We start from the raw sequence: 6114 nt of genomic DNA, 5'->3' as shown, positions 1-6114 counted from the left end.
CCGAGTATCTGCGGGTGTCGCGCTCCGTCGCCTGCGACGCCGACCGCATCGCCATCGTCTCCGGCAGCCAGCAGGGGCTGGACCTGGTGCTGCGCGCCGTGGCGCAGGAGGGGGACCCCGCCTGGATCGAGGATCCGTGCTACCCGGCGGCGCTGGCCTGCCTGCGCCAGCACCGGCTGCGGATCGCCCCGGTGCCGGTCGACGGGCAGGGGCTGGACGTCGCCGCCGGCCTGGCGCTGGAGCCCGAGGCCCGGCTGCTCTACTGCACCCCGACGCATCACTACCCGCTGGGCGTGGCGATGAGCCTGCCGCGGCGGCTGGCCCTGCTGGACTGGGCGCGCGACGGGCGCTGGGTGATCGAGGACGATTACGACAGCGAGTTCCGCTTCTCCGGCCGGCCGCTCTCGGCCCTGCAGGGCTTGGACCGGCATGGCCGCGTGATCTATATCGGCACCCTCAGCAAGGTGCTGTTCCCGGGGCTGCGCGTCGGCTACGTCGTGCTGCCGCCGGAGCTGGTCGGCCGCTTCGCTGTCATCCGCAACGCCGCCGACCGCTTCCCGTCGACCATCCTCGACGACGTGCTGGTCGACTTCATCAATGAGGGCCATTTCACCCGGCACATCCGCCGCATGCGCCAGGAGTATGCCGAGCGGCGCGAGCGGCTGACCGCGGCCCTGGCGGCGGAGGCCGGCGACGACCTGGCCGTCGTCCCGGTCGACCGCGGCATGTATCTCGTCGCCGATCTGCGGCCGGGGCTGGACGATGTCGCGGTGGCCGAGGCGGCGCGCCGGCGCGGCGTCGTGGTGCGGCCGCTGTCGCCAATGCATATCGCGGCGCCGCCGCGCCGGGCGCTGATCCTGGGCTTCACTGGCTACCCGCCCCAGGCCCTCGACGCCGCCGCCCGCACCCTCGGGGCGGTGCTGCGCGGGTTCCGCTGACCGCTATCCTTCGTCCGTCCGAATGGCGGCGATCAGCTGCTGCAGCCGGGTGAAATCCTGCTCCTCGCGATAGGGCGTCAGGTCCAGGTCGTTCGGCACCTTGGTCAGCCTCTCATCGGCGATGTGCTTCACGTTCTGCTGGGTGAAGCGGTCGTAGTCGCGCCAGGCGATGCCGTGCGCCTCCACCGCGGCGCGCTCGCTGCGCAGCGCGATCTGGTGGGCATGGATGTAGTGGAGGCCGAGCTCGTCCAGCAGGGCCTTCTCGACTGTCTCGTGCAGCACCAGGAAGGCGTCGGTCTCGACCCTACGGCCGCCGAATGCGTGCGACCGCGGCATGTGCCGGTCGATATAGATCGTCTCGCCGTTCTGGCTGTAGCCCGCCGTGTAGGGGATGTCGTGGTCGCGGTCCACCCGCTTGACCCTCGCGGCGACGGCCTTGAGCAGGTCACGCATCACCGCGTCGTCGACCGCCTCGCTGCGGGTTCGGACCTCGCGATTGGTCTCCTCGGAGAGCGGGGAATTGACCAGCATGTCTGAACCTTCTTTGCGCCTCGTTCAGGCAACAGGCCAGGGAAGCAGCCGGTTTCATTCGCATTGGTCGGGCGGCCCCTTCGGAATTGGACCTTTTCACCGGCCACGGAACGCGGCATCGGGAAGGCCAATGCCGTTCCGAGGACCGCCATGAACCAGATCGTCCCCTCCGCCCGCGCCAGGCTGAAGCGCCTGGCCAAGCGCGGGGCCTATGACCGCGCCACGGTCTACGCCGTGCTCGACGCCAGCGTGGTCTGTCACATCGCCTATGTCCTCGACGGCCAGCCCTACTGCACGCCCACGGCCTATTGGCGCGAGGGCGACCGGCTGTACTGGCACGGCTCCTCGGTCAGCAGGATGCTGCAGGGGCAGGGGGCGGGCCTGCCGGTCTGCCTGACCGCGACTCATATCGACGGGCTGGTCCTCGCCCGCTCCGGCTTCAACTGCTCGATGAACTACCGCTCGGTGATGGTGTTCGGCACCGCGTCGAAGGTGGAGGACGAGGCGCATAAGCGCGAGGCGCTCGACGCCTATGTGGAGCGGCTGTTCCCGGGGCGGGTGGCGGAGATGCGGCGCCCGACCGACAAGGAGGTGCGGGCGACGGCGCTGATCTCGATGGCGATCGAGGAGGCCAGCGTGAAGATCCGCAGCGGCCCGCCGCATGATGACGAGGACGACCTGGCCGCCGGCATCTGGGCGGGGGTGATCCCGATTTCCGAGACCATCGGGGCGCTGCAGCCCTGCCCGCTGCTGCCGGCCGGCATCGCCCCCGGCGCCGGCACCGAACCCTATGCCAGAGATGCCCGCTTCGATGAGATCCTGCGGGTCAATGTCGGGGGCGGCATCGCCCCCGTCGAAGCCGGCGAGTGAGTGGGGACACCATGACCACCGAACTGACCAACCCCCTGGGCCAGCCGATCGGCGCCCCCGTTCCCGGCTGGGAGAAGCGCCCGGCGCCGCCGCGCACGCCGATGGAGGGCCGCACCTGCCGGCTCGAGCCGCTGGATCCCGCCCGCCACGCCGGGGAGCTGTACGAGGCGATGGGGCGCGACCAGGACGGCCGCAACTGGACCTATCTCGCCATCGGCCCTTTTGCCGAATTCGACAGCTTCCGCGCCTGGCTGGAGAAGATGGCGGCCGGCAGCGACCCGCAGTTCCACACCGTGATCGACCGCGCCACCGGCCGGGCGGTCGGCGTCGCCTCCTATCTCCGCATCGACCCGGCGAACGGGGTGATCGAGGTCGGGCACATCCATTTCTCACCGCTGCTGCAGCGCACGCCGATGGCGACCGAGGCGATGTTCCTGATGATGCGGCGGGTGTTCGACGAGCTGGGCTACCGCCGCTACGAGTGGAAATGCGACAGCCGGAACGCGCCGTCGCGCGCCGCGGCCGCCCGCTTCGGCTTCCAGTATGAAGGGCTGTTCCGCCAGACCCTGGTCTACAAGGGCCGCAACCGCGACACCGCCTGGTTCTCGATCATCGACGGCGAGTGGCCGCGGCTGCGCGCCGCCTTCGAGCGCTGGCTCGACCCGGCGAATTTCGACGCCGAGGGCCGGCAGAAGGAGAAGCTGTCGGACCTCACCCGCGCCCCGGGCTGACGCGGCCTCCGTTACGGCTGAAACACGTCTCCCGGAGGATCGAAACGATCGCGCAATCCTGATCGGCGACTGTCGCGCGGACTCCATCCGCAACAGACTCCGATGGGACAGCCGATGCCGTTTGCCGAGATCGACGACCAGAGCCTGCATTACATCGACCAGGGCAGCGGCTTTCCGGTGCTGCTGGGCCACAGTTATCTCTGGGATTCCGGCATGTGGGCGCCGCAGATCGAGGCGCTGTCGCAGCGGTATCGGGTGATCGCGCCCGATCTGTGGGGCCATGGCCGGTCGGGCCGGCTGCCGGCGGAGACCGACGGCCTGCCAGGCCTGGCGCGACAAGCCCTGGCGTTGCTCGACACCCTCAGGATCGAGCGTTTCGCCGTGATCGGGCATTCGGTCGGCGGCATGTGGGGCGCCGAGCTGGCATTGCAGGCCCCGGACCGCGTCGCCAGCCTGGTCCTGATGAACACCTCTCTCCTGCCCGAACCGGCGGCGTCGCGGGCGCAATATACCGCGCTGATGGACCAGATCGAGGCGATCGGGGCGCTGCCCGGCCCGATGCTGGACATCATCGTCCCGCTCTATTTCCGGCCCGGCCTCGATCCCGCGTCGCCGCTGCCGGCCGGGCTGCGCCAATCCCTGGCCGGCCTGTCGGCGGAGCGGCTGCGCGAGAGCGTGATCCCGCTCGGCCGCATCATCTTCGGCCGTCCCGACGGCCGCGAGCGCCTGCGCGGGCTGGATCCCGAGCGCACCCTGCTGGTCTGCGGCGCGCAGGACCAGCCGCGCCCGCCGGCCGAGACCGAAGAGATGGCCGGCATCATCGGCTGCCGCTTCGTCACGGTTCCCGATGCCGGCCACGTCTCGGGCCTCGAGAACCCGGATTTCGTCAACCGGACGCTGATCGCCGAGCTCGAGAGGCAGCTGGCCGACGACTGACGCGTCGTAAGGGGCTCGCCCTTTCATCAATCTGTCATGGGACGGCATGGGCCGCCTTGCGGTCCGGCCGTCCTGTTCCTATACACTGCGCAGCAGCAGATGGCCGGATGGCCGCTCTGCCGGGCTTCGGCCCGGCGGGGAGGAAAGTCCGGGCTCCACGGAAACACGGTGCCGGGTAACGCCCGGCGGGGGCGACCCCAGGGACAGTGCCACAGAAAGCAAACCGCCCGGCTCCGGCCGGGTAAGGGTGAAAGGGTGCGGTAAGAGCGCACCGCGCGGCCGGCAACGGTCGCGGCACGGTAAACCCCACCGGGAGCAAGACCGAATAGGGGCGGGGCGGTTCATGGGAAACCATGGGCCGACAGGCGTTTCCGCCTGCCGCCCGGGTTGGTCGCGCGAGGCGACGGGCGACCGTCGTCCCAGAGGAATGGCCATCCCCCGACCCGCCGTCCGCAAGGATACGGGGCCGGGGACAGAACCCGGCTTACAGGCCATCTGCCGCCTTTTCCTATCTCGCCCCAGGGCATTCCATGTCCCGGCCGCACAGCGGATCCGGGCCGTTTTGCTTGCTGCGGCAGGAGAACAAAAGAAAAACAGACCCGCAATCGGAGTCGAAAGAAGCACGCCAACTTCGGATTTGTTCCGGAGTCAGTCGAAGACTCCCCGCAAAGCGGCAAAAAAACCACGGATCGAAGAGAATCCATTGATTTCCCATGATTTGACCAGTCCATCCCATTGCGTTCCACCCGTACCCATGATATCCCATGATCTCCCATCGGATGGGATCGATCGTCCACTTCCGGGGTGTGGGCGACGGGGGTGTTGCAGGCGGCGGACGCGCCGCTGGGGGGATGGATGGCTCGGTTCACGGGCACCTACGTCAACAAGGTCGACAAGAAGGGGCGGGTCAGCGTGCCCGCTCCCTTCCGCGCGACCTTGGAGGCGCTGGGCGCTCCGGTGGTGAACCTGAAGCCCTCTCCCGACCGCCAGGCGCTGGACGGGGTCACCGAGGCCTACATGGACGAGGTGCAGCGCCGGCTCGACGCGATGGACCTGTACTCGCCGGAGCGCGAGGCTCTGGAAATCCGCGAATTCTCCGAGACGCAGCAGCTGCAGATGGATCCGGAGGGGCGGATCATCCTGCCGCGGCATATGCTGGATCTGGCCGGCATCACCGACAGCGTCGCCTTCATGGGCATGGGCAGCCGCTTCCAGATCTGGGAGCCGGAGGCGCTGAAGGCGCATCAGCAGGCCCGCCTGGCCGCGTCGCGCGAGCTGACCCTGGCCCGCGCCGGCGGCAACGGGGCCGGCGCCAATGGAGGGGCGGCATGAGCGGCGCCCACATCCCGGTCCTGCTGAACGAGATCGTGGCGGCGGTGGCGCCGCGCGACGGCGACCTGATCGTCGACGGCACCTTCGGCCGCGGCGGCTATGCCCGCGGCCTGCTGGCGGCGGCCGATTGCCGGGTGATCGGCATCGACCGCGACCCGGAGGCGGTGGCCGAGGGGCGCCGGCTGGAGGCCGAGCAGCCGGGCCGGTTCCGCATCATCGAGGGCCGCTTCGGCGCGATGGACTCCCTGGTCGGCGAGCAGGCCGACGGGGTGGTGCTGGATCTCGGCGTGTCCTCGCCGCAGCTCGACGACCCGGCGCGCGGCTTCTCCTTCCGCGCCGACGGCCCGCTCGACATGCGCATGGGACGGGATGGGCAGACCGCGGCCGACGTGGTCAACGCCATGGCCGAGGACGATCTGGCCAACGTGATCTACGACTTCGGCGAGGAGCGGCTGTCGCGCCGCGTCGCCCGCGCCATCGTCGCCGCCCGCAAGGAGGCGCGGATCGAGCGCACGCTGCAGCTGGCCGAGATCGTGCGCCGGGTGGTGCCGCGATCGAAGGACGGCATCGATCCGGCGACGCGCACCTTCCAGGCGCTGCGCCTGTGGGTGAACGAGGAACTGACGGAACTCGACCACGGCTTGAGCGGGGCTGAGCGCCTGCTTCGGCCCGGGGGACGGCTCGCCGTGGTCACTTTCCACAGCCTGGAGGACCGCCGCGTCAAGCGCTTCCTGGCGGAGCGCAGCGGCGCCGGCGGCGGCGTGTCCCGCCATGTC

Annotated in this window: 7 protein-coding genes and 1 other RNA gene; 7 read left to right on the top strand and 1 reads right to left on the bottom strand. The window is 70.0% G+C overall.

Annotation, left to right across the window (positions count from 1 at the left end):
- Window positions 1–938 (top strand): aminotransferase-like domain-containing protein (locus P409_RS23775; RefSeq protein WP_034844516.1); only part of this gene is annotated, 938 nt, incomplete at its 5' end.
- 3 nt (window positions 939–941) lie between these two features.
- Here the strand turns inward: P409_RS23775 and P409_RS23770 are convergent.
- Window positions 942–1469 carry a hypothetical protein gene (locus tag P409_RS23770; RefSeq protein WP_052121293.1) on the bottom strand — a complete coding sequence of 176 codons (528 nt, stop codon included), beginning with the start codon at window positions 1467–1469 and terminating at the stop codon, window positions 942–944.
- Window positions 1470–1619: 150 nt separating this feature from the next.
- On the opposite strand from P409_RS23770, the gene P409_RS23765 reads away from it, so the two are divergent.
- The 6 genes from P409_RS23765 to rsmH all read left to right on the top strand — a co-directional run.
- Entirely contained in the window at window positions 1620–2339 is a 720-nt protein-coding gene (locus P409_RS23765) for a pyridoxamine 5'-phosphate oxidase family protein (protein ID WP_052121291.1), read from the top strand.
- 11 nt (window positions 2340–2350) lie between these two features.
- A complete protein-coding gene (locus P409_RS23760) occupies window positions 2351–3070 on the top strand; it encodes a GNAT family N-acetyltransferase (protein ID WP_034844511.1) in 720 nt (239 codons plus the stop codon).
- A 114-nt stretch (window positions 3071–3184) separates the two neighbouring features.
- A complete protein-coding gene (locus P409_RS23755; protein ID WP_034844508.1) occupies window positions 3185–4006 on the top strand; it encodes an alpha/beta fold hydrolase in 822 nt (273 codons plus the stop codon).
- 95 nt (window positions 4007–4101) lie between these two features.
- An RNA gene (gene rnpB / locus P409_RS36405) (RNase P RNA component class A) lies at window positions 4102–4509 on the top strand.
- A 352-nt stretch (window positions 4510–4861) separates the two neighbouring features.
- On the top strand, window positions 4862–5338 hold the full coding sequence (locus P409_RS23750; RefSeq protein ID WP_034844507.1) for a division/cell wall cluster transcriptional repressor MraZ: 477 nt from the start codon (window positions 4862–4864) through the stop codon (window positions 5336–5338).
- The coding region (gene rsmH / locus P409_RS23745) for a 16S rRNA (cytosine(1402)-N(4))-methyltransferase RsmH (RefSeq protein WP_034844505.1) at window positions 5335–6114 on the top strand (780 nt) is incomplete at its 3' end. The genes P409_RS23750 and rsmH, both read left to right, overlap by 4 nt.

It is taken from the genome of Inquilinus limosus MP06, assembly GCF_000767795.1.
GTDB classification, from domain to species: Bacteria; Pseudomonadota; Alphaproteobacteria; order DSM-16000; family Inquilinaceae; genus Inquilinus; species Inquilinus limosus_E.
The sequence above is the reverse complement of the archived record's forward strand: the minus strand, read 5'-3'. Positions and strand labels throughout refer to the sequence as shown.

Excerpts from the sequence above, each read along its gene's own strand:
- P409_RS23770 (WP_052121293.1), bottom strand. The coding sequence starts at position 1,469 with ATGCTGGTCAATTCCCCGCTCTCCGAGGAGACCAATCGCGAGGTCCGA.
- P409_RS23765 (WP_052121291.1), top strand. The coding sequence starts at position 1,620 with ATGAACCAGATCGTCCCCTCCGCCCGCGCCAGGCTGAAGCGCCTGGCC.
- P409_RS23760 (WP_034844511.1), top strand. The coding sequence starts at position 2,351 with ATGACCACCGAACTGACCAACCCCCTGGGCCAGCCGATCGGCGCCCCC.
- P409_RS23755 (WP_034844508.1), top strand. The coding sequence starts at position 3,185 with ATGCCGTTTGCCGAGATCGACGACCAGAGCCTGCATTACATCGACCAG.
- P409_RS23750 (WP_034844507.1), top strand. The coding sequence starts at position 4,862 with ATGGCTCGGTTCACGGGCACCTACGTCAACAAGGTCGACAAGAAGGGG.